This is a genomic window from Caloramator proteoclasticus DSM 10124, from assembly GCF_900129265.1.
Classification (GTDB): Bacteria; Bacillota; Clostridia; order Clostridiales; family Caloramatoraceae; genus Thermobrachium; species Thermobrachium proteoclasticum.
On the sequence record NZ_FQVG01000009.1, the window covers coordinates 22,200 to 45,222 of the forward strand.

The following is a 23,023-nucleotide window of genomic DNA, read 5'->3' on the forward strand; positions in this document are numbered from 1 at the left end:
CCCTTTTATAGTTTTACTGGATTATATTCATACCCTGTACCACTAAAAAATTTACTAAAGAGTTCGTAATATTCGAGCCTTAAACCTTGGATAAAAACTATCAAGCCCTCAAGCCCAATAATCACAATGTTTCCAAATACAATCATTAAAATGCTTTCAAGTTCATTTCCCATCATTTTAGCCAATGTTTCAAAGGCTATAAAAAGACCAACGTGATTTATTGCAAAGGCTCCTACTCTAATAAAAGATAACGTATTACTTAGCATACTAAGTAGTGTTTCAAGTACGCCAAATCCACCTTCAATATAATAATCTGACTTTGACTCACTATAGAGCTTTTTATTTCCCTTTATTAAATTAGCTAAAGGTTCCTTAAGCAGCATTAAAATCAATAGAAAAACAAGTATTAGTGTTATTAGTGAACTTGGTATAATTCTCTTTGCGTCTCTTACATTTGAAACTATTAAGTATAAAAGAAGCCAATAAAAAACAAGTCCAGCCAATCCATTTCTGCTAAACAAACCATTTTCAACATCCTTTTTTATAAAACAGTTAATTAGGTTGTATAAATATCCTATACTTAACAAGAAAACACCTATACCAACTGCCCAAATTAGAACCTTATCTATACTTGCCATAGGTCTAACTAAAAGTGCTTCAATGATATCCTCAAATCCAAAGACACTTCCATACAAAAAACCAAAAACTGTTGAACTTATACCAAGCCTTGCAAGAACCCCACCTAAATTAGGTCTTGCCTTTTTCTTTTCCAAAATTAATCCTAAGGTCAAAAGAACAAGCCCTTGTCCCACATCACCAAACATAGCTCCAAATAAAAACATATAGCTTAATCCTACAAAGGCAGTAGGATCTAATTCATTGTAGGACGGTATACCATAAAGTTTAACCACCGACTCAAAGGGACGTAATAAGAAACCATTATAGATACAGGTAGGTGGCTCTAATCCCTCCCTTAAATTTTTATAATCCTTATAAATTATAATCAACTTATTTTCATAATCTCCCAAGTATTTTGATAGAGCCTTCTTTTTAAAACTTGGTATCCATCCACTCATATAGAAAAATTCATTTGTACAGCCCATATTTGACTTGAGCTCTTCTATCTTATATTGCATCAAAAGTTTAGAATAAAATACTTCAATAAAATTTATATATTCCTTTTTAAGCTCCTTTATTTTGTTTTTGATTATTGCTATTTCCTTCTCTATTTGCCTTTTTCTATTCTCTATATCAGCAACCCACTGATTAGGGCTACCACTAAATTTAAAATTCAACTGCAATTCATCAAACTCTAATGAATTCAATACCCTTCTTACTTCAATTTCAACAACCTTAGGAACAAACACCATTATCATTGAGTAATCTTGATTCTTATCAAGTTTCAAAACTATTGCAGGTATATTCTCGTAATTCTTTTTTAGCTTTTCCATATTGTAGTTTAAAACTTTTCCCATAATAAAATCAATATATTTCATTTTAAACAGGTCATCTAAATTGATATTAACATTCTTCATTTTTTTAATATAATTCTCAATCTCACCAATCTGTCTATACTCCTCCTGCAATCTATTTAGCTCTCTGTTTTCCTCGTTTACCTCCTCATAAATTCTCTTAAGTTTATTTACATCATCTAAAAACACATAGTCCTGTTCTACAATCTTTTTTTGATATTTTTTCCTTATTTCAAACATATCGCAGAGTTCATCATAAACTTTATTTATCTCATTTAAATCTAAATTAGATTGATACTGCTTTATATAATTAAAATCTATAACCGCGTCAACTTCGTCCTTTGCTTGAAGTATCGGGAAATTATTTTCATTAATCTCTGACATTGCATTTACAAAATGTATTGATTCAGATAACACAATCCTCTTTGCTATATCCTCCAGCATATCCATATGCCCAATAATGTTGACAAACTCCATCTTGGCAACCGCCATAAAACCACCCCACAGTTAGACAGCCTTTATTAAAAAATTATTTGACTGACTAAGTTCTATTCCATACCTAACCATTTCAGTAATTGAAACAATATCTCTTATTTCAAATTCTATTATCTGCATTAAGACTAATACATTTGATATGTCCCTCTTATTTTTTCTTATTGTATTTATTAATTTATAATATATATATCTGTTCATCCTTCTTTCCATATATATATCCTGCATATCATCTCCTTTAATTAGAAATGAATATGGAGTAAGCTTTATTCTATCCTCTAATTCCTCAACGCTTTTTGAATAACATAATTCCTTAATGCTTTTATAATTTAACTTTCCGCCACCATCTATGGTGTAATTAAACAATTCATCTGGATACATATTATAAAATTTTTTACCTCTATATATCCATTGGAGATTTATCATATCAATAATGGGTCCAAATACTTCAAAGAATGCTTTTTTATCAATTCCTGATAATTTTTTTATTTTCTTGAATAGAATTAAAAAATATGTTTTATCTAATACCATTTCAAATCTGAATAGATTTTCTTCTTTATTACCGTCTAATAAATTTTTTAAATAAGGATAATAAACAGAATTATTTAGAAACTCTATTAGTTCAACAATTGATTTTGCCTTTATAATATTATCGACATTAATGTTTTTGTAATAATCAACAAATACCAAGTATTCTCTTAGGGACTGTAGTTCACCTTCAATGTGTATAAGCCTTGCAAGCCTCTTTAAATCATAAATTTCATATTTTGAATAGAAGGTCATAAAAAAATCCCTATACTCTCCACTAAAATAGTTATCAAATTTGTCAATATAATAGATTAACATCATTTTTAACTTTTTTTCTAATTCATCTCTATGGATGTCATTTAGATTATCACTTGCTATATATCTTCCATAATCACTATTTTTGCTAAGATATAGAGCAATTTCATTAACTGAAGTTAGTGATAATAATTTTTTATAGTCGTCTCCCTTTAATCTTCTTCCTAAAATTGAATGTACCTTTGTATTAATTGCTTCATAATTTACAACAGCAGGCATAAGCATCACCTATCTTTTTCAAAAAAAATATCACAATATACTTCTTTTAAAAACTCTTGCTTTATTAAACTATACTTTCCTTCTATTCCATCTGCTTTTGAATTATACATTCCGATTATTTTCATCTCTTCATTTTGAATATTTTTCATTTCCCTATCTTTTATATCCTGTAATTCATTAATTTTTTTATCCACTATCTCCTTTTTCATCAGTTCTATTTTTCTATTAAATTCAGCTTTTTTTCTTCCAACATCCTCATCAACTTTTCTCCTAAGTTCTTCAGCACTCCTATCGATGTGTATTATATTTTGAATAACCTTTTCAACATTATCCTCCATTTTCTCACCCCCCTGAACTAAATCATAAAACAATTTTACTCCCATAATTTTAATTTTACAAATTTTATAAATTGAATAATTTTATGTATTAGTTTTTATTATCTGATATTTTTTTAGTATCTTAATACCTTCAAATATTTGCATATATTTTCTTGTTTTTTCTACATTTACCTCTATGTTTTAAAATTAAATTTTTAATTTTTTTTAAATTAAAAAGGGAGGAATTACTCCTCCCTTTTTATTCCTATCTTTTCACCCATATAAACATAGGTTTCATAACCCTTTTGTGTCTGTTCTAATATGTCACCATCTATTATGGCTATATTTTCTTTAAAGAAAAGAATAACTGTTGACGCACCAAATTTAAAATATCCCTTTTCATCTCCCCTTTTAACCTCTTCATTTGGCTTATAGGTTTGAACAATTGAACCAACAAAGGTTGCCCCAACCTCTACATAGAGAACATCCCCAAAATTTTTAGAATGAAAAATACTCCATTCTCTCTTATTTTCACAAAATAACTTTTCTATTTTATCAAGTGCAACAGGATTCACCGAATAATAGCATCCCTTTATCTTATTTGTCTTTTCGCATATTCCATCATCTATAAAATGAAATCTATGATAGTCAGATGGACATAGTCTAAAAACTAAACAAGTTCCTTTATTATATTTGTCAGCCACCTCATCATCACCAATTAATTCCCTTAAGGAATATGTTATATCCTTAACCTGCAAAAGCATATCTATATCTATATTTTGATATGCCAAAACCTTCCCATCACAGGGTGATATAAGAACCCTATCCTCTTTTTCAATATTCATCATATCCTTCTTAAGTTTTCTGTAGAAAAACTCATTAAAGCTCTTAAATCCACCCTCTGGAACTTGGAATCTATCCATATCCACATTAAAATCCCTTATAAATTTATCTATCTTTTTTCTGCTAACAGACATTGAACAATAAATACCATAAAGCCTTGAAGCTATTCTTCTCTTAATTAAAAAGTGAAGAAGTCCTGCACCAAAAAGCCTTGAACCATATATCCATTTTATAGCCCAATTACCCGCTACCCTTTCTATTTGATATTCTTTATTTCTTCTATTGTAAAACTTTATCATAATTTTACCTTTCACTCCCCAAAATATTGTCATCCTACATTATAGTATAACTCTTAAACTAAAGCAATAATAAAAAGGCTCAGATTAATGACACCCCCACTTGTTAGCTAAAGTATGAAAATAGCCCCATGAAAGGATTTTAAAAAGGCATATTTCATGAGCTATAGCAATTCTTGCTTTTCAACTTTGAAAAAGTCCATAATTCGGCACAGGACGTGCCGAGTCGAGCGGCCATCAGGACGATGGCATCGCGAGGGTAGGACTTTTTCAAACAAAGAAAAGCTTAGAATTGCTTAGCGAAATGAAGCGATGCCCAAGAAATCCTTCATGGGGCTAACTTTTTCAACAGTCAGAAGGCTGCATATGCAGCCTTCCTTTACTTTTTAATCATCTCTGCAACAGCAGATATACTTCCTAATGTTGAAACAACCTCATTTGGTATAATAAGCTTATTTGCCGGATTCTTAGCCATTTCTTGAAGTGCCTCTACCTGCTTTAATGCAATAACCACTTCATCAGTATTTGATTCGTGAATTGCATTATTAACCTTTCTAATAGCCTCTGCTTGAGCCTGTGCAATTCTTTCCATTGCCATAGCTTTACCTTCTGCTTCAAGAAGCTGTGCTTCCCTCATACCTTCTGCACGTCTTATATTTGCTTCTCTTTCTGCCTCAGCTTGAAGTATCATCGCCTGCTTTTGTCCCTCTGCTCTTGCAATTGCACTTTGTTTTTCACCTTCTGCTTGAAGTATTGCTGCTCTCTTATCTCTTTCTGCCTTCATTTGTTTTTCCATTGCCTGTTGTATTTCGGCAGGTGGTATTATATTTTTGATTTCAACTGATAGTATCTTAATCCCGTATGCATCAGTTATTTCATCTACAACCCTTAAAAGCTCAGCATTTATTTTATCTCTTCCTGATAAAACTTCATCAAGTGTCATATTACCTACTATATTTCTCATATTAGTTATTGTTGAATAAACAATACCTGATTTATAATTCTCAATATTATATATAGCATCCTTTGCATTCATAACCTTATAGAATATAACATTATCTATTGATATCTTTACATTATCCTTAGTTATAACTGATTGTGGCTCAATGTCTAATATCTGTTGCTTTGTTGAAACCCTTGCTCTAACAAAGTCAGCAAATGGTATTAGTATATGCCATCCTGGCTCTAATACTTTATGAAATTGACCAAATCTTTCTACTACATAAAGATAACCTGTGTTAACTATTTTTATGCTTGAAAATATAATGATAAGTAAGAACAACAACACTACTATTAATAAAATTTTGTCCATTATAATCCCTCCACTATTTCTTAATTGAATTTTTTATTTTGTATTCACTTAAAAACATTAAAATTGCCGTAACTAATTGTATAATCATTATATACCATTTTCCGGTATTTGAAATTAAGTTTATTAATGAAGCTATAATAAAACAGCAACCAGCTAAAATCCATAATCCTCTAACAACTTTTTTGTTCATAAAAAAATAAGCCCTCCTTTTAAAAAAGAAATTAATATTTTTCAACAATCAACTTATTTCCTTCTATACCTGTAATTTTAAATTTATCCCCCCTCTTTATTGGCTCCCCTACATTCAAGACATACCAATATATACCTTCATATTTAATTTGTGTCTTATCTTGTATATCTTCCTCTGCCGTCAATACCCTACCTATATAATTTTGCTCCATTGGTTTAAAGGCAGGTGGTGTTTTTTTAAGTGTTTTTCTAACATATGGTGCAACCCAAAGTATAGACGCTATACTAAGTGCCATAAATACAATAACCTGTACTGCAATTGAAGCATTAAACATTAAAAGAATTAATGCTCCAATTCCTCCTATTGCAAAGCTAAAAAATATAAAACTACTTGTAAGTGCATCAATTAAGATTGCTGCAAGTGAAACTAATATCCATATATACAACATATTACCACCTCTACAGCTATTATATACCATTGTAGTTATAAAGTCATTAAGAAAAAATTAAAAATTCCTAATTAATAAAAGGAGCAAAATATTTTGCTCCTTTTATAGTGTTACCCCTCTATAGATTTTTATATCATATTATAGCATCTAAAGCTTGTTTTAGATCTGCTATAATATCCTCCGCATTTTCAAGTCCAACAGCAAGTCTTATAAGTCCATCAGATATACCAGCCTTTAATCTCTCTTCCCTTGTATAAGGTGAGTGAGTCATTGACGCTGGATGCTGAATTAGAGTTTCTGCATCCCCTAAGCTTACTGCCAAGGTGCATACTTTACAAGAATTAAGAACCTTTATTCCCTCTTCAACGCCACCATTTAATTCAAAGGCAATAATAGCACCAGGTAGGCTCATTTGTTCCCTTGCAAGTTCATATTGTTCAAAGCTCTCAAGACCTGGATAGTATACCTTTTTAACTGCCTTATGTTTTTCTAAGAACTTTGCAACCTTTAAAGCATTACTGCAGTGCCTTTCCATTCTAATTTCAAGTGTTTTTAGTCCCCTTAAAATTAGGTATGCATCAAATGGGCTTAAACAAGCACCTGTCATATCCTTTATACCAAATAATCTAACCTGATCTATGAAGCTCTTTTTTCCAACAACAAAGCCCGCAATAACATCGCCGTGACCGTTTAAAAACTTTGTTGCAGAGTGCACAACTACATCTGCACCAAGTTCAATTGGTCTTTGAATATATGGTGTACAGAAGGTATTGTCTACAATTAATATGCAGTCTTCTTTGCTATGTGCGATTTCTGCTACCTTTTTTATATCTATTAATTTAAGATTAGGATTTGCTGGAGTTTCTATATAAATAGCCTTTGTATTTTCCTTCATCGCATTCTTTATATTTTCTGGATTTGATGCATCTACAAAAGTTACGTCAACTCCATACCTTGTAAGTCCGTGGTTTAAATATGCAAAGGTACAGCCATATAGTGTATCTGCAGCAACTATATGATCTCCTGCCTTAAGTGCTGTCCAAAGTGCTGAAGAAATAGCTCCCATACCAGATGATGTTGCAACACAGGCCTCTGCACCTTCTAAAATTGCTATTTTTTCCTCAAGCACACTAACAGTTGGATTACCAAGCCTTGAATAAATATATCCCTCTTCTTTTCCTGCAAATCTGTTTCCTCCCTGCTGTGCACTATCAAAAACAAATGTAGCAGTTTGATATATTGGAGTTGCTAATGTACCAAATTCATTTTTATGGTTTCCTGCGTGTATTGCTTTTGTTGAAAATCCCATATTTTTTGCTTTTTCCCTATCCATAAAGGTTCCTCCTTTGAACTTTTATCAATGAAGTATAAGCAAATATGATGCCAAAAATACAACACTGAAAGTTCAAAGGATTTTAAATTGTTGTAAAGTTTTATTTACATTTTAACTTAAAATTTGTAAACTTATTTTTACGCAAGTAAAGATAGGTTTACAAATAGAGTTTATATTTTTTTATTTTATTCATTATAGTTGTATGGGAAACTCCTAAATGTTTCGCTACCTCTCTGTAGCTCTTGTATTTAATTAATGCCCTTTTTATCACTTCCCTTTCACATTCAGATACAATTTCTTCAAGTGTTCTTTCTTCTTCACTTATATCAATAATATTATTTTGTATAAACTTATCGGTATTTATGTAGATGTTATCCTTTATTAATGTGTCTCCTTCGCATAATATAATTGACCTCTCTACAACATTTTGCAATTCTCTAATATTGCCTGGCCAACTATATTTCATTAACTCTTCTATATAGCCTTTATCTATTCTCTTTATTTTACTATTAAATTTTTTATTTAGATTCTCTACAAAATAATTAACAAGTAGCGGAATATCCTCCTTTCTTTCTCTAAGTGGAGGAAGATAAATAGGCATTACACTTAATCTATAATAAAGGTCCTCTCTGAATTCTCCATTTTTAACCATATCCTCTATATTCCTATTTGTAGCAGCTATAATTCTGACATCTACCTTTGTCTCCTTACTGGAGCCTATTCTCCTAACTACTCCATCTTGAAGGACTCTCAAAATCTTAGCCTGCAATTTTAATGGCATTTCACCTATTTCATCTAAAAAGAGTGTACCTCCATCTGCTTCTTCAAAAATGCCGTTCTTCCCACCCTTTAGGGCTCCTGTAAAGGTTCCCTCTTCATAACCAAAAAGTTCACTCTCTAAAAGGTTTTCTGGAAGAGTTGCACAGTTTATAGCAATAAACTTATTATTTGCTCTACTGCTTAACCTATGAATTGCCTTTGCAAAAAGTTCCTTTCCTGTTCCACTTTCTCCAAGCAATAAAACCGTTGAGGTTGTTTTTGCAACAGATGATACAATTCTTTTTACATATTCTATTTTATTACTTTTACCTATGATATCCGAAAAGGCCCCATCCTTTATTGTGTTTACTACCTCAACAAGCTGCATAGCCTTATTAATATCCTTAATCGAAGCCACTGCACCTATCGTATTTCCTAAATCATCTAATACTGGTCTTCCTGATGTTAAATAATGTATCTTAAAATCCCCTCTATCTACTATTTGCTCTACATTATCATAGGGAATACCATCTTTAAATAATTTAAACATTGGAGCATCTTTATTTATTATTGCTCTTATATCACTTCCAATTACTTCATCCTTATTATATTTAAAAAGTGTTTCACAATATCTATTAAATATTTCAACTTTATAATCCTTATTTACTGCTAGTATTCCCTCATCTACAGCATCAATTATTGCAATTAACTTTCTTTCATTTTTTTCATAGGATAACAATTCAACTTCATCAACACTTAACACCTCTTTAATTTCAAAAATCTTTTCTATTAATCGTTGAAGCCTTTCCTTTGAAATTTCATCTATTTTAATACAAACCTTCTTAGAAAAAACTTCAGCAGCCCTTAAATCTATATTCATTTCATACAACTTTTCAAGTATTTTTAAGGTTATTCCTATTGTATCTTTAGTTCTAATTTCTAATCTTATATTCTCCTTCATTTAATCACCCTTTTTAGATTTATCAAATTATATAGACCAAATACAATAAACCCAATACCTATCAAAAACATTATTACTATTGTAAGCTTTTCAACTATTTCATTATTTTTATTATTTTCCAACCTCTTGATTCCCTTTAATGCTGCTAAATTTAAAAACACAAACCAAATAAACATCCCAACTATAATAAATATCAAAAATATATAATAGTAAATAGGCTTCATATCACTAAATCTATGTATAAGCGTACCACTTATGGTTAACCAAAAGGAATGTGTCATAGGATTTGTGAAGGCTATTATAAACCCCTTTAAAACAGGCTTTGAATCATATTTTTTTATATTTTCATCCCTATTACCCTTATAATTTTTAATATCCTGAAAAGCAAAAAATAAAATAAGAAGACCACATATAATGAAGAATAGACCCTCAGTCCTTTTATTTTGATTCAACAAACTAAAAAGACCTATATTAATAAACAAAATATCAAAGGCATCCGCTAAAACTGCTCCAATTGCAACCATTAACCCCTCATTAATACCACTATTTACTGTCCTTTTTATAGATTCTAAACCTGCCGGCCCAAGGGGTAGTGCAAAGGCTATTCCTGTAAACAATCCTGTTATTATTGTTCTTATTAATAAAATAAAATTTCTCATATCGTCTCACCTTCTATTTAGTCAAAGTCTAATTATATTATATTTCTAAACATTCTAAAAAAGCAAACTGTATTTTACTTTGAAAACAATAAAAGCAGATGTCTTTTTTAAGTATGAATTCGACACCTGCTTTTATATAAAATATATTAGATCGTAATCTTAAAATTAGCATATATTATATCTATGATGAATACTTTTTCATTCTATTTCACAACATTTTCAAGCAAATTATCTATATAATCAATGATTTCATCACAAGAAACACCATTTTTCTTTAATTGAATACAATTATCTGTTCCATAAGACTCTTTTACATTTTTCATAATTTCTCTCATTGGAGTTCTGGCTTCATTTCTTTCTGAAGCATCCTTTCTTCCCTTTAGATATCCTAAAACTACAGCTGCAGCAGTTACCGCACCGCAGGTACTTCCTACTGCCATCCCCCCACCAAAGGCACTTCCTAAATTTACTGGAATATCTAAATTAAATTTTTCATTTGCTGCTTTTATTACTGCCTCTGCACAGTTATATCCTTCTCTATGAAAATCAACAGCTTTTTTCATACTATACCTCCTATATCACAATAATACAATATTATGATATAACTATTATCGTAATTTGTCAAATATTATCGAACAAAAAAGAGGCCGTAAATACAGCCTCTTTTTATAATAACATATTATGCAACCTTATCTGCCTTCTTTGATTCAGTCTTCTTTTCATATACATAGTACATTATGAAAGCTACTATTGAGAAGAATATTGGTCCTGCAACTGACCAGATTGTAGTCTTCATATCTCCAGATAATGCTGGTTCAAGTACTGTGAAGAAGTTTGCAAATCCAACTGTTAGTGTTACAACTATTGATGCAAATAGTGCACTATTATAGCTCTTGAACACTTCAAATGGCTTGTGTATTTCTGTCTTCTTCTTGAATGGAGCAAATGCACCTGAAAGGAACATATATGGTAGAGTCATTGCAACGTTAGTCATCGCAACAAGTATATCAAAGAACTTTGACATTGAATCTCCACCAACTGCAAGTAAAGCTATCATAACAACAACTATACCAGCTTGTACCCACATTGCATATATTGGCATACCATCCTTAAGTTCACCCATCTTCCATGGCCATAATTCAGATGGCGTACCTTCTATCATTTGCTTAAGTGGTGCATAAGTTAGTGTGAAGAATGCTCCCATTAGAGCTAAGAACATTGATATACCAACGAATCTTGCAATTCCTGCTCCCATTGCCATAGCTGTAGCATCGCTAACACCTATAGCTCTACCAAATTCAATACCAAGGTTTGTCATAACAACATAACCTGCGTTTCCTAAGTGAACACCCTCTTGATTTATAACATTTGTCCAGTTAGTAAATATACCAACAAGTAGTATTCCCATTGAGTAACCTATTGATATTATTGCTGCTGATATAGCAACTCCCTTTGGGAATGTCTTTTCAGCATTTTCAGTTTGGTCAACAAGACCACCAACTGCTTCAATTCCACCGTATGCAAATATTGCATAAACTATAAACGCAAGTCCTGCCATTATATTTCCTGCATACTTAGGATTTGGTGATTGAGTAAATGACTTAAGTCCTTCTATTGGTTGAGCAAGTTGTCCCTTGTTTAATATTAGTATTGCTATAGCACCTATCCATAGAACTATGTTAAGTGCTGCAACTGCTGAACCACCAAGTGAAGTAATCTTCTTTATCTTGTCAAGACCCTTTGTTGAGATGTAAGTTACGAATACTATCCATAATATACCAAGTACAGCAAGTAGCTTTGGTCCTGATAATCCAAGAATTACCCAATCCTTTGTTGTATCCTTACCAAATATAGCATTTGAGAAAGGAACCCACATACCTTGTGATACGTTAACCATCCATATAATGTATGAAACGTACCACATAAATGTACCTATAAATGCAAATCTTGCTCCTACTGATTTTTCCATCCAAGAATAAATTCCACCCTTTTCATTCTTGAAGGCTGCACCATATTCAGCCATCATAAATGCAAAAGGAATAAAGAAAGTTATTCCTGAAAGTATAAACCATGGAATAGCAGCGTATCCCATCTTGTAGAATGATCTTGGAATGTTGTTAAAGCCGTACACTGAAGTAAAAATCATAAGTATCAATGATACCAGCGTAAGTTTGCCTGTTGGCTTCTTATTTGATGCCATTGTTTGTCCCCCTCCTTAGGTATTTTTTCTTATTTGTTCATCACACAAATACTATTATACACATTTCGACAACATCCGCAATAATTCTATAAAAAGTTTTTATATTCTTAATTTTTTGATTTTTTTATTTATTTGACTGAATAAATTGATTTCTATTCACTATATAATGAATTTAAAATGTAAGACCTTTAATTATGAATTAAAAAACTTGTTATATTCAATTATAAAAAGTTATAGTTAATATTTAATTTTGTGAATATTTTGCAATTGAAGTTATACAAAAATAATAATGCAGATATAGTCTTTTTATTAATAAAATTTAACACCTATCAAGAGGGGGAATACCTATATTAATAGGCTACAATTTCCTTTATCATAAACTCCCTTCCACAAAGAAGTTCCCAAACTTCACTTTTACAATTAGGACATACCTTATTATTTTGAATAACATTAAATACACTACCACATTCTCTACATATTGCATTTGCAGGTAAAATTTCAATTTTCAATTGTGTATCCTGAAGCATTGTCCCGTCTACTGCAGCTGGATAACAAGCCTCAATATATCTTGGAATCATAGCAGAAAGCTCTCCTATTTGAAGAACAAGAGTATCTATTTTTGTTAACTTATTTTTCTTTGCAAAATCCTCAACATATTTAACAACTTCAATTATAACACCTAATTCATGCATATTAACACCTCTTTAAAAATTTTAGCCCTACAACATTGTCGCCAACTTAAACGTTGGCGACAATATATAATCTATTAAAAACTTAAGCGTCATATAAACTACTTTAAATATTAACCCCTTATTTTTTTCTTGTAAAAACAGACTGCATATACTTTAAAGGCTTTTTAAGAGTAATCCTAATTTTTCGTTTTAGAGCATATTTAACTATTGTTGATTTCATTTTACTAAACTCTGGATTTTGTGCATCGTACTTTTTAACAAGCTTGATTGCATCAAATTTACACTTTGTCACACATTGTCCGCAGCCTATGCACATAAACTCGTCAACAACTGTTGCCCCACAGCTCAAGCAGCGTTCTGTTTCCTTTTTAACCTGTTCTTCTGTAAATGTACCACGTAAATCCCTTAATGTTGTCTTTGCCTTATCTCCATCTACGTGAAGGGGTCTTTGCCTTGGCATTCTGTCATAACCCTCAAGTACAACATTTTCTTTATCAAAAGGCTTGTAATTTCTCTTAGTTCTACCAAGAACTAAACTCTGTCCTGGATGTACAAAGCGATGTATTGATATTGCTCCTTCTTTTCCCATAGCTATTGCATCTATTGCAAACTTTGGTCCTGTTACAATGTCTCCACCTGCAAATACATCCTTTTCTCCTGTTTGATAAGTATCTGGGTCAACCTTTATTGTGTTGTTTGGATTAAGCTCAATTTTTGTACCTTCAATTAATCCTCCCCAATCAATTGCTTGGCCTACTGAAATTAGAACATAATCAGCCTTTACTACCTTTGTTTCATTTTCATCATATTTTGGATTAAACTTCTTATTCTCATCAAATACTGAAACACATTTTTTAAACTCAACCCCAACAACTCTACCATTTTCTGTTAAAATACGTTTTGGTCCCCAAGAGTTATTTATTATAATTCCCTCTGATTCCGCCTCCTCAATTTCTTCCTTGAGGGCTGGCATCTCCTCCTTCTTCTCTAAGCAATACATAGAAGTATTTAAAGCCCCAACTCTTACTGCTGTTCTTGCAACGTCTATTGCAACATTTCCTCCTCCTATCACAACAACATTGCCATTTAGATTTTTAAGCTCTCCTAAATTTACACTGCGTAAGAAATCAACACCAGTTATTACTCCCTCTGCTTCCTCTCCTTCAATTTTAAGTTTTCTTCCAGCTTGAGCACCAATTGCAATATAGAAAGCTTCAAAACCTTGTTTTCTTAAATCATCTAACTTAATATCCTTACCAACTTCAATACCTGTTTTAAACTCTACACCCAATTCTCTTAATATATCTATTTCAGCATTAACGACATCCTTCTCAAGTCTAAAGGATGGTATTCCTAAAGTTAACATTCCTCCTAATACCTTTTCCTTTTCAAATACAGTCACTTTATAACCATCTATTGCAAGATAATAAGCACAAGATAATCCTGCAGGACCTGCTCCAATTACTGCAATCTTTTTACCATAGTTGTGTCTCTTTTTTGGAATATATCTTCTTTCTTTATTTAAATCCTGTTCTGCAATAAACTTTTTAATTTCATCTATAGCAACAGGATCATCTATATCCCCTCTCGTACAAGCTGATTCACAGTATCTTGGGCATACACGTCCACATACTGCTGGGAATGGATTTTCCTTCTTTATAAGTTCAAGTGCCTCTGTATATCTTCCCTGTGCCGCAAGCTTTATATATCCTTGAATACCAATATGGGCTGGGCATTCTGCTTTGCAAGGACTTGAACCAGTCTCTAACACTACCCTTCTATTAGTACGATAATCTACATTCCACTTGTCAGGTCCCCATTCAGTATCATAGGGGAGTTCTCTTTTCTTCTCAGGAATAGGCTTTTTGGAACACAACTTTTGACCAAGTTTTAGGGCATTTGTTGGACAGTTTTCTACACACTCTCCACAGGCAACACACTTATCCTTATCAACCTGAGAAACATAGTTTGAACGCACCAAATCTGGGTTTACAAACATATTAGCATTTCTTAGAGCAAAACATCCACATCCACAGCAATTGCAAATAGCATGGATTTTCCCAGGCCCATCAGTATTTGTAACACAGTGCATCAACCCATTTTCTTCTGCTCTTTTTATTATTTCAAATGCCTCTTCACGAGTAATCTGTCTTCCCCTTCCTGTTCTGATATAAAATTCAGCTGCATGTCCAAGTTGAATACACATATCTTCCTTTAAATGACCACATCCCTCTCCCATTGCCTCTCTTGCGGTACGGCAGGAACAGTCGGAAACTGAAAAAATAGTGTTTTCATTTAGATATTTTGAAATTTCTTCAAAGGAAGCTCTTCTTGTTTCGCCTTCAATAGCCTGTTCAATAGGAATAACACGCATTGGGCCAAGCCCTACTGGTACATTACCTGCTATCTTAGGCCCTCTCTTTTTACCATATGCATCAAAGGCCATACCAAGCTGTGGATATTTTTTTGCGTTTTCTTTATTGTTAACTATCATCTCCATATGACCTGGAACCCAAATTTCGTGCCAAAACTTATCCACACCATCAATTTTATTTACAATAGCAACACCAGCTTTTGCTAATTCCCAAAGTAATCTTTCTGTCTCCTCTAAAGATTTGCCACATTTTTTACTTATTTCTTCTGCACTTTGTGGCTTTCTAAGTTCAAGGCACAGAGCTACCTCTGCCATCTCCTCCGTAACTATAGGCTCTAATATTTTGTATTCTGGGTCATTTGGAGTAATTTCATCCTTTGAACCACGCTTTGTTCTGCTTATCTTGTTTGCTAAATCAAGTACCTTTTCTTTTACCATAATTTTATCCCCCTTCAAAAATTATTCCTTCCAAGCCTTTACCTCATTTCTTAACCAATCTATCCATTCATCAAACCCCTCCCCTGTTTTTGCAGAGATTGGTATAACCTTTATGTTTGGATTTAATTTTTTAACACGCTCCTTTACCTTCTCAATATCAAAATCAAATATACACATTGCATCAATCTTATTTATTAAAAGAACATCTACAACTGAAAACATCAAAGGATATTTTAGTGGTTTATCATCTCCCTCTGGAACACTTAAAATCATTGCATTTTTTGAGGAGCCCGTGTCAAACTCCGCTGGACAAACAAGATTTCCTACGTTTTCAAGTATAACTAAGTCAAGTCCATCTGCCTCAAGTGCATCTAATCCTTGTTTTGTCATATCTGCGTCAAGATGGCACATTCCTCCTGTATGTAACTGTATTACCTTTGCACCAGTTTTTGCAACTAAGCTTGCATCAACATCAGAATCAATATCTGCCTCCATAACCCCTATCTTCATTTCATCCTTTAATGCTTCAATTGTCCTTAAAACAGTAGTAGTTTTACCTGAACCAGGTGAAGACATAAGATTTAGTAAGAATGTCTTTTTGTTTTTTAGCTCTTCCCTGAGTTTATCTGCTTGTCTATCATTATTAGAGAAAATGCTTTCTTTAATTTCAATAATTTTATAGGTATTCATACACCTGCACCTCCATCTATAAAATATTTATGAAAATAATAATTAAAGTAGCACATAATATATTTAATTTTTAAAATGAAACTTATATTATAAATATTCTATGAATTTTAAAGAATTCCTTTTCAACTTTGACAAAAAAATGACCAAAAAAACATATTTCATCAAAACTTAATAATATACTTATAGCATTTTCGCTAACATTAATTGCAGGTCTATCAACAGGTATAGGAAGTGATATAGCATTTTTTGCTAAAAAGATAAATACTAAATTTCTTTCAATAAGTCTCGGTTTTTCTACTGGTGTTATGGTTTATGTATCTATGATTGAAATTTTTTCTGAAGCAAGGAATTTATTAACATCACGAGGTTTATAAAGCAGTAGAAACAAAAAAAGTTGAAGTACTTAATACCTCAACTTTTTTTTGTTTCTATTAATGTTTTCCACCTATTTTGCAGGCAATAGCTTCATTTTCAATTTCTTTTGATATTATATCTGAATATTTTTCTCTGTTCTTTTGAAGCCAACTATTTGCATAAGAACAGCTTGCTGTTGCCTTTAATCCTTTTTCTCTTAAAAACTCTGCAACAACCTCCATCATTTTTGAGGCTACACCTTGTCCTCTTAAAACTGGATTAACATAGGTGTGGTCAATATCAACTTCTCCATTTTCTTTTAAAACATAAGTTGTCTCTGCCATTAATTCACCCTTATCATCTACACTATATATACGCCCGTCTTCAAATTTCCAATTCATATTCTGTACCTCCTTATATAAATTTTAAATAGTTATATTACTTTTTATGCAATTTATCCTTATAATAGCTATCTGAAAGGTAAAGTGCACCTAATGGGTTGTGTGCCAATACTCTATCCTTAACTGCAAAAACAGTTACAGGTGCCTCTGAATATTTTATAAATAACGAATCATGACCTACACAAAGCCCTAATATTATATTTAAATCTGTTTTTTCATTGTTTAAAAACATCGCTTGTCCTATTGGATTACAAATTGCTTCAAAGTTACCTGGCCTAACTTTTTGATGTTCTTTAATATTCAAAAATTCTTTAGGAATACTTCCGTTTTTACATATAATAGAACATACCTCAAATCCATTTTCTTTAAGTATTTGAGCTAACTTTTTAGCTTCTTGGTTTAAACCAACACAAAATGCAATTCCTAATTTTTTAAAATCACATTTATTTGCAAAATCCATTATTTCTTCAAGTCTGGTTTTTTTACAATAACCCTCTGCTTCCACCAAAGCAGAATTATAAGATAATTTATAATTTTCCTCCTGTAAATATAATTCCTTAAATTTCTCAACTTCTTCAGTTTCATTACAAGGGCAGTTTGAGGGTGTTTTTTCTAACTCTCCTCTTCTACAATAATGTTCATTACAGGCTGCACAAGTATACATTTACTCACCTCTTAATATTATAACTTTAACTATTAATAGCTCTATTTAGTTTATTTAATATTTCATCTAATTCTATACCATATTTTTCTGTTACAGATTCTAATGAATCAAACAGATGAGAACACATAATACATACACCTGCTCTCTCATCATACATATGAAAAACATCTTCTGTCTCTGGATATTTTTCTACAATATCAAGCAAAATCATATCCTTTTCTATACTCATAATTCCTCCTAAAAATTTAACATTGCTTTTAATTTTATTCTAACACATAAATCCATTTTGTAAAGGTTATTATCTTATGCTAATAATGTAGTGATTAATATTACTATCTCTTTTTTATTTTAACTTTATTAATTATAACGTATAATAGCAACATACATAATTGATAATATTTTTTTAAAGTTATGCAACTAAACAAGCTCGTTATTTATCTAATAAAGTGAATGAAACAATATGTGCACATATTAGACTACACTTAGAAGGGAGTGCAATAGTTTGGAAATATCGTTGATGGTTAAAAAGGCTAAAAAAGGAGATGAAGAAGCCTTTATTAATCTTATGAAGCAGTATGAAATAGTTCTCTATAAAGTTGCAAAACGTATGCTTATTAATGAAGATGATGTTGCAGATGCACTTCAAGATACAATTATTTCAGCATATGAAAACATAAAAACACTTAAAAATGAAAAATATTTTAATACTTGGATATGCAAAATTCTCATTAATAAATGTAATTCTATTTTAAATAAGAATAAAAAAATTATCCCTGTAGAAGATATATTACCTCAAAAGAATAACAACAATAACGAATTTTTTAAAGTTGAATTAAATGATGCACTTAATACTTTGAATAAAGAATATAAATTGGTGTTAGTTCTTTATTACATTGCTGGCTTTAACATAAGGGAAATAAGTGAATTAACTAATGAACCTGAAGGTACAATTAAATCAAGATTATCAAGAGCAAAAACTATATTGAGAGAGAAATATTTTTTAGATGATGAAGGAGTGATATTAAATGAGATATGATTTTGAAATTGAATTATCAAAGGTTTTAAATAGTGAATGTGCAATTTCTGATAAGGTTAGAGCATCAATAGATAATGCATATGAATCAATAAGAAAGAAAAATAAAAGAAAAAAATATTTTAAAAATACAATTGCTGCTGCTATGTGTTTACTTATGGTTTGTGCTATTCTGTCAAATGATGTAATAGCAAGTGTAATAAAATCATTTTTTAAATTTAACGATAAAGGTATTGAAACAGCTATTAATAATGGCTATATAAATAGGATAGAATCAGAAACAACTAATAATGATATATCAATAAAATTACAAAGCTATTTTGCTGATTCTAATAAAATAGGTATTAGTTTTAAAATAAAAATTGAAGATTTATCATTATTAAAAGGAGATATAGAAAAAATATACTTAAGTTATAGCATTATCGATAAAAATGGTAATTATATTGGACAATCTGGTTATACTGAAGAAGAAAATTTAAATATAAAAAAATCAATCATATCAAGTGTAGAAGATAAATTTGAACTACTCGATTTAGAAAAAGGTGAAGTACAGTATGACATAATTCTTGAATCCTGCGATAGTTCTATACCTAAAATAGAAGAAGCAGTTATAAAAGTAGATAAAGTTAATATATTATATAAAAATAATAAAACTTCAATAAAAGGTAACTGGACTTTAAAATTAATACAAAATAATTTGGAGTATGTTAAAGAATATAATTATAGTGCTTTAAACAGCATACCGAATATAGATATAGTTTCTATTAAGGCTGAGCCTACTTCACTTAATATTATCTTTAACGTAAATCAAGTATATGAAAATAAAGAGTTCCCTATAGACAATCTAATACTTATCGATGAAAATGGCAACGAATATAAAACAAATATCTGTTCTATGAATACTAATGACGGTAAAACTACAATATCCACTAATTTTAAAATAAGCTCTTACGAAGAACACAAATTGTTTAAACTAATAATACCTAATTATGGAGAAATAAAATTACAAAAAAAATAAATTAATAAAAATAAGTGATATGACAACCATATCACTTATTTTTATGTGATTCAAGCCATATTAAAATATCCCTCATAACTTCATCACGGTTAATTTCATTTAGCATCTCGTGTCTTCCATTTTTATAGAACTTATACTCTATATCCTTGATTCCTAATTTTTTATATCTTTCTATCAACCATATAATCGATTTACACTTATTTCCTACTGGATCAAGTTCACCTGCAAAAATATAAATAGGTAAGTCCTTTGGTATTTTAGACATATTACAATTTTGATGTATCATCTTGAGTCCCTTTAAAAAGTCGTAAAAAAAGCTTGATGTAAATACAGTTCCACAAAATGGGTCATTTATGTATTTTTCTACCTCTTTTTCATCACTACTTAGCCAATCAAAATTTGTTTTTGTGGGCTTAAATGATTTATTATAATTTCCAAAGGATAGTTTATTTAATAAGTTACTCTGCCACCTCTCACCTTTTCTTTTCATCTCAAGTTTTGCAATAAGTATTCCAAATTCCAATAAAAATCCCTGTTTACCTGCAGTTCCTGATAAAATTACTCCATCTATACTATCGCCATACTTTTGAATATATCCCTGTGAAAGGAATGATCCCATACTATGTCCCATTAAATATACTGGAATATTAGCATATTCTTTTTTAATAATATCATTTAGTTGCTTCATATCCTCTATCATCCAGTAGAATCCATCTCTTCCTATATATCCGACATTTTCAATACATTTAGCTGTTTTACCGTGCCCCCTATGGTCATTTGCGTATACTACATACCCTTCGTTAGTTATAAATTTTGCAAATCTCTCATATCTTGCAGCCGTTTCAGCCATTCCGTGTGCTATCTGAATTACACCTTTAATCCTTTTATCCTCATCTGGAAGCCACTTGTAAGTATAAATTTCCACATTCTGCTTATCTTTAAATGTAAATTCCTCAATCCTCACATTACCCCCTCCATCCCTTAATTTTATAAGGTACATTTCTTGTTTTAGTTAAAAATTATTTAATATAAATTTATTTATATACTTTTATCAATATATATTCGTGTAAAAATTTATTATTCCTTCAATATAATGAATTTTTATCTATTTATATTTTTGTTAATACTTTAATTTATAGCATATAAACTATCAAAAAATTCCTTCTCAGCTATAATTTTTAAATAAACTAAGAAGGAATCTATAATAAATTCTAAAAAAATACTATTTCAACTGTCTGATAAAATCATCCCAATCCTTTTTTCTTATTGTTTTTGTTGCATTATCATAAAAACAAAATAAGCAGGATATGGATTTAAGGTTTATATACTCCTCTATAACCTATATATCCTGCTAAAAGATATGCAATTGTCTTTGGTATCATCAATAATCCTATCATTGGGTTTATATTATTAAAAAGTATTACAGGTATATAACAGGAGTAAGATACAAAAATCATAATACTTATCCATCTAAAGGTTATATCTTTAGCCTTTTGTGCATCAATATACATCAAAGAGGCAACACTTAAGCCTTGAACTGTAAGAGGGATATTTCTTATAATAGACCAAATATATGGCTGGTTTAAACTTGACCAATTATTTTGAGGTAAAAATAAAATAAATATTCTTAAAATACCTAATGCTATTAAAAAATAGTGAAATATTCCAAACTCCTTGTTAAATCTATATCTCCAAACATATAGAAAAACAATGTAAAATAATGTTACCGTAATAGCTGTTGCTAAGGCACCATATCCAACTAATACTGAATACTTTTCTATTCCCCCTAACATATATGCATATGCTCTAAATCCAACGTGTCCTGTATCTCCAAGAGCAAGTAAAAAGAACGCTAAAAGCAAATATCCCCCCACTTTTTGCTGCTTATCTTGTAATTTTACTTTGTTTAATTTCATCTTTATAACCATTAACCATATTAAGAATAAATACGTAATATTGAATACTATCTCTGTCATACCTCTTAGGTTCTCTGACATAAAACTCCCCCACAAAAATTTAATTCATATTATATAAATATTTACTAAACTCTTAATTAAGTACAGTCATTTTAAATTATTTCCCTAAATTAATATGTTATAAGAGATACGAATGATCTTAAAATTAAAAAGTTGGGTATATATCCCAACTCTTATTACGTAATCATATTTTATCCTAAAGCCACATCTAAAAGCATCATAACAGCAAATCCTACCATAGTTCCTAATGTGGCTATATGCGTATGTTCCCCTGCCTGTGATTCTGGAATAAGTTCCTCAACAACTACAAATATCATTGCACCCGCTGCAAAGGATAATGCATAGGGTAATATACCCTTCATATAGACAACTAAAGATGCACCAATAACAGCTGCAATTGGCTCTACTACCCCAGATGCCTGACCATACATAAAACTTTTAAATCGTGATAGTCCTTCTCTTCTAAGTGGAATAGAAACTGCTGCTCCCTCTGGAAAGTTTTGAAGCCCAATTCCTATTGCAAGTGCAATCGCCCCTGCCAAATTAGCCGATACATCTCCATTATTTAAGGCACCAAAGGCAACTCCAACCGCAAGCCCTTCTGGAATGTTGTGCAGTGTTATAGCAAGTACAAGAAGTATACTTCTTTTTAAACTTGTCTTTATTCCCTCTGCCTCATCTGAAAACATATGTAGATGTGGCATAAACATATCTACTGCTCTTAAAAAGAAACCTCCTAATAAAAATCCTACAACAGCAGGAAGCCAAGGAATAATTCCCATATTCTCAGCCATTTCAATGGCTGGATTTAAAAGAGACCAAAAGCTTGCAGCAATCATAACTCCTGCTGCAAATCCAAGCATTCCATCTAATACTTTTCTATTGAGTTCTTTAAATATAAAAACCATCCCAGACCCTAAAGCTGTTAAAAACCAAGTAAAAAGTGTCCCAAATAATGCTAATATTACTGGACTAAATTTAGAAAAACTCATTATATCACCTCACTAAAAGGAGATTAAATTTAGCATATTTTTGGGTA

23 protein-coding genes and 1 pseudogene are annotated in these 23,023 nt (G+C 31.0%); 3 read left to right on the forward strand and 21 right to left on the reverse strand.

What is annotated here, in order from left to right:
- Window positions 1–5: 5 nt before the first annotated feature.
- The 15 genes from BUB63_RS03630 to hypB all read right to left on the reverse strand — a co-directional run bounded on the left by BUB63_RS03630 (window position 6) and on the right by hypB (window position 16,538).
- The gene (locus tag BUB63_RS03630) at window positions 6–1,964 is read right to left on the reverse strand and encodes a V-type ATP synthase subunit I (RefSeq protein ID WP_073247975.1); all 1,959 of its coding nucleotides are present in this window, start codon (window positions 1,962–1,964) and stop codon (window positions 6–8) included.
- Window positions 1,965–1,979: 15 nt separating this feature from the next.
- Complete coding sequence (locus tag BUB63_RS03635) at window positions 1,980–3,026, reverse strand: V-type ATPase subunit (protein WP_073247976.1); 1,047 nt, start codon at window positions 3,024–3,026, stop codon at window positions 1,980–1,982.
- Between the two features lie 5 nt (window positions 3,027–3,031).
- Window positions 3,032–3,364: a hypothetical protein gene (locus BUB63_RS03640; protein WP_027308435.1), complete on the reverse strand. Its 333-nt coding sequence runs from the start codon at window positions 3,362–3,364 to the stop codon at window positions 3,032–3,034.
- A gap of 224 nt (window positions 3,365–3,588) precedes the next feature.
- Window positions 3,589–4,485, reverse strand: coding sequence for a phosphatidylserine decarboxylase (locus BUB63_RS03645; RefSeq protein ID WP_073247977.1), 897 nt, complete (start codon window positions 4,483–4,485; stop codon window positions 3,589–3,591).
- Between the two features lie 376 nt (window positions 4,486–4,861).
- On the reverse strand, window positions 4,862–5,794 hold the full coding sequence (locus BUB63_RS03650; RefSeq protein WP_027308437.1) for an SPFH domain-containing protein: 933 nt from the start codon (window positions 5,792–5,794) through the stop codon (window positions 4,862–4,864).
- A gap of 13 nt (window positions 5,795–5,807) precedes the next feature.
- Window positions 5,808–5,984, reverse strand: coding sequence for a hypothetical protein (locus BUB63_RS13575; protein WP_159431451.1), 177 nt, complete (start codon window positions 5,982–5,984; stop codon window positions 5,808–5,810).
- A gap of 31 nt (window positions 5,985–6,015) precedes the next feature.
- On the reverse strand, window positions 6,016–6,432 hold the full coding sequence (locus tag BUB63_RS03655) for an NfeD family protein (protein ID WP_159431452.1): 417 nt from the start codon (window positions 6,430–6,432) through the stop codon (window positions 6,016–6,018).
- A gap of 133 nt (window positions 6,433–6,565) precedes the next feature.
- Complete coding sequence (gene megL, locus BUB63_RS03660; protein WP_073247978.1) at window positions 6,566–7,765, reverse strand: methionine gamma-lyase; 1,200 nt, start codon at window positions 7,763–7,765, stop codon at window positions 6,566–6,568.
- Window positions 7,766–7,922: 157 nt separating this feature from the next.
- The gene (locus tag BUB63_RS03665) at window positions 7,923–9,485 is read right to left on the reverse strand and encodes a sigma 54-interacting transcriptional regulator (RefSeq protein WP_027308440.1); all 1,563 of its coding nucleotides are present in this window, start codon (window positions 9,483–9,485) and stop codon (window positions 7,923–7,925) included.
- Entirely contained in the window at window positions 9,482–10,144 is a 663-nt protein-coding gene (locus BUB63_RS03670; RefSeq protein WP_073247979.1) for a LysE family translocator, read from the reverse strand. Before BUB63_RS03670 ends, BUB63_RS03665 begins: the two co-directional genes overlap by 4 nt.
- Before the next feature lie 203 nt (window positions 10,145–10,347).
- Entirely contained in the window at window positions 10,348–10,707 is a 360-nt protein-coding gene (locus tag BUB63_RS03675) for a C-GCAxxG-C-C family (seleno)protein (protein WP_073247980.1), read from the reverse strand.
- A gap of 116 nt (window positions 10,708–10,823) precedes the next feature.
- The gene (gene yjeM / locus BUB63_RS03680; RefSeq protein ID WP_073247981.1) at window positions 10,824–12,344 is read right to left on the reverse strand and encodes a glutamate/gamma-aminobutyrate family transporter YjeM; all 1,521 of its coding nucleotides are present in this window, start codon (window positions 12,342–12,344) and stop codon (window positions 10,824–10,826) included.
- A gap of 350 nt (window positions 12,345–12,694) precedes the next feature.
- Window positions 12,695–13,036 carry a hydrogenase maturation nickel metallochaperone HypA gene (locus tag BUB63_RS03685; protein WP_073247982.1) on the reverse strand — a complete coding sequence of 114 codons (342 nt, stop codon included), beginning with the start codon at window positions 13,034–13,036 and terminating at the stop codon, window positions 12,695–12,697.
- Window positions 13,037–13,154: 118 nt separating this feature from the next.
- A complete protein-coding gene (locus tag BUB63_RS03690) occupies window positions 13,155–15,848 on the reverse strand; it encodes an FAD-dependent oxidoreductase (protein WP_073247983.1) in 2,694 nt (897 codons plus the stop codon).
- 21 nt (window positions 15,849–15,869) lie between these two features.
- Complete coding sequence (gene hypB, locus BUB63_RS03695; RefSeq protein ID WP_073247984.1) at window positions 15,870–16,538, reverse strand: hydrogenase nickel incorporation protein HypB; 669 nt, start codon at window positions 16,536–16,538, stop codon at window positions 15,870–15,872.
- Window positions 16,539–16,693: 155 nt separating this feature from the next.
- Here hypB and BUB63_RS13825 point away from each other — a divergent pair.
- A pseudogene (locus BUB63_RS13825) lies at window positions 16,694–16,894 on the forward strand (zinc transporter ZupT); the annotation flags it as partial.
- Between the two features lie 75 nt (window positions 16,895–16,969).
- Here BUB63_RS13825 and BUB63_RS03705 read toward each other — a convergent pair.
- From BUB63_RS03705 to BUB63_RS03715, 3 genes are read right to left on the reverse strand one after another with little or no spacing between them, the layout of a single operon-like run.
- Entirely contained in the window at window positions 16,970–17,293 is a 324-nt protein-coding gene (locus BUB63_RS03705) for a GNAT family N-acetyltransferase (RefSeq protein ID WP_073247985.1), read from the reverse strand.
- 37 nt (window positions 17,294–17,330) lie between these two features.
- Entirely contained in the window at window positions 17,331–17,957 is a 627-nt protein-coding gene (locus BUB63_RS03710) for a DUF1847 domain-containing protein (RefSeq protein ID WP_073247986.1), read from the reverse strand.
- Window positions 17,958–17,982: 25 nt separating this feature from the next.
- Complete coding sequence (locus BUB63_RS03715; RefSeq protein ID WP_035165979.1) at window positions 17,983–18,186, reverse strand: hypothetical protein; 204 nt, start codon at window positions 18,184–18,186, stop codon at window positions 17,983–17,985.
- A 273-nt stretch (window positions 18,187–18,459) separates the two neighbouring features.
- On the opposite strand from BUB63_RS03715, the gene BUB63_RS03720 reads away from it, so the two are divergent.
- Together BUB63_RS03720 and BUB63_RS03725 are read left to right on the forward strand one after the other, a co-directional pair.
- A complete protein-coding gene (locus tag BUB63_RS03720; RefSeq protein ID WP_242826185.1) occupies window positions 18,460–18,993 on the forward strand; it encodes a sigma-70 family RNA polymerase sigma factor in 534 nt (177 codons plus the stop codon).
- Window positions 18,983–20,008 carry a DUF4179 domain-containing protein gene (locus BUB63_RS03725; RefSeq protein WP_027308452.1) on the forward strand — a complete coding sequence of 342 codons (1,026 nt, stop codon included), beginning with the start codon at window positions 18,983–18,985 and terminating at the stop codon, window positions 20,006–20,008. The genes BUB63_RS03720 and BUB63_RS03725 overlap by 11 nt, the downstream gene beginning before the upstream one ends.
- A gap of 31 nt (window positions 20,009–20,039) precedes the next feature.
- Here BUB63_RS03725 and BUB63_RS03730 read toward each other — a convergent pair whose 3' ends face one another.
- The 3 genes from BUB63_RS03730 to BUB63_RS03740 form a co-directional block, all read right to left on the reverse strand.
- Window positions 20,040–20,972 carry an alpha/beta hydrolase gene (locus tag BUB63_RS03730; protein WP_073247987.1) on the reverse strand — a complete coding sequence of 311 codons (933 nt, stop codon included), beginning with the start codon at window positions 20,970–20,972 and terminating at the stop codon, window positions 20,040–20,042.
- A 349-nt stretch (window positions 20,973–21,321) separates the two neighbouring features.
- Entirely contained in the window at window positions 21,322–22,005 is a 684-nt protein-coding gene (locus BUB63_RS03735) for a hypothetical protein (protein ID WP_073247988.1), read from the reverse strand.
- Between the two features lie 170 nt (window positions 22,006–22,175).
- Window positions 22,176–22,976, reverse strand: coding sequence for a ZIP family metal transporter (locus BUB63_RS03740; RefSeq protein ID WP_073247989.1), 801 nt, complete (start codon window positions 22,974–22,976; stop codon window positions 22,176–22,178).
- Between the last annotated feature and the right edge of the window lie 47 nt (window positions 22,977–23,023).